An 859-nucleotide genomic window follows, 5' to 3' on the forward strand; every position below is an offset into this window, starting at 1 on the left:
TCAATAGCACCTGCCGGACGTGACGCTCCCGGCTCAGTCGAGGAGTTCGATTGCGTGGTTGCCGCGGTAACGCCTGAGTCGGGCAGCGTCGACCGGACAGACGCCGATACAGCCGCGTCACTGACCGAGGTCAGCAACTGGACGGTCCGGAACGCCGCCCGTGACTCCGCCCCACCGGTGGTGTACGTCGCCCCTACGGAGGCATCGATCGCCGAAGCGCTTGAGGCCGGTGTGACGGAGTATCTGCCGTGGGAACTGCTCGCGCAATCGCCGACGACAGTGCTCAAGCGGGCGGTTACCGCGACGGAGGAACGGCCGACCGCCGACTATCGGACCATCTACGACAACGTCTCTGAGCCACTGACGCTTCATGACCCCCGGACGGGAGAGTTGATCCACGCGAATCGGCGGCTCTGTGAGTTGCTGAAGTATGACCGAGCGGAGCTCATTTCGATGCAGGTTGGCGATTACACTGCGAGTATCGACGGGTACGATCAGGCCGCTGCTATGGAGATTATCACCTCCGCGACGGAGAGCGGAACCGTCGGTCCAATTGAATGGCCGCTTGAGACGGCCGACGGCGAACACGTCTGGGTCGAAGCGACGCTGACGACAGTCACGATAGACGATCAGGAACTGGTGTTGGCGACCGCCACGGACGTGACCGACCGTCGACGGCAGCGCCGTCAGTTCCGCGAGATCTCGACTCATATCGATGAGGTCGTTTATTTGGTTCACACTAGCAAAGGAGAGCGTCTCCGGGTCGAAGATGGCGATAGCGTCGTTGACTCCGTTGAATATCTGCTCGTACTCCCGCTCGCGACGTTTCTGTTCTGTAATATCACGCATCAACGAGAGG

General features: G+C 61.0%; 1 protein-coding gene. It reads left to right on the top strand.

Annotated elements, in window-relative coordinates:
* Positions 1-54: 54 nt before the first annotated feature.
* The coding region (locus tag DJ74_RS15210; RefSeq protein WP_176451358.1) for a PAS domain-containing protein at positions 55-859 on the top strand (805 nt) is incomplete at its 3' end.

The sequence above is a fragment of the Halorubrum sp. Ea8 genome (assembly GCF_002252925.1).
In the GTDB taxonomy this organism is placed as follows: domain Archaea; phylum Halobacteriota; class Halobacteria; order Halobacteriales; family Haloferacaceae; genus Halorubrum.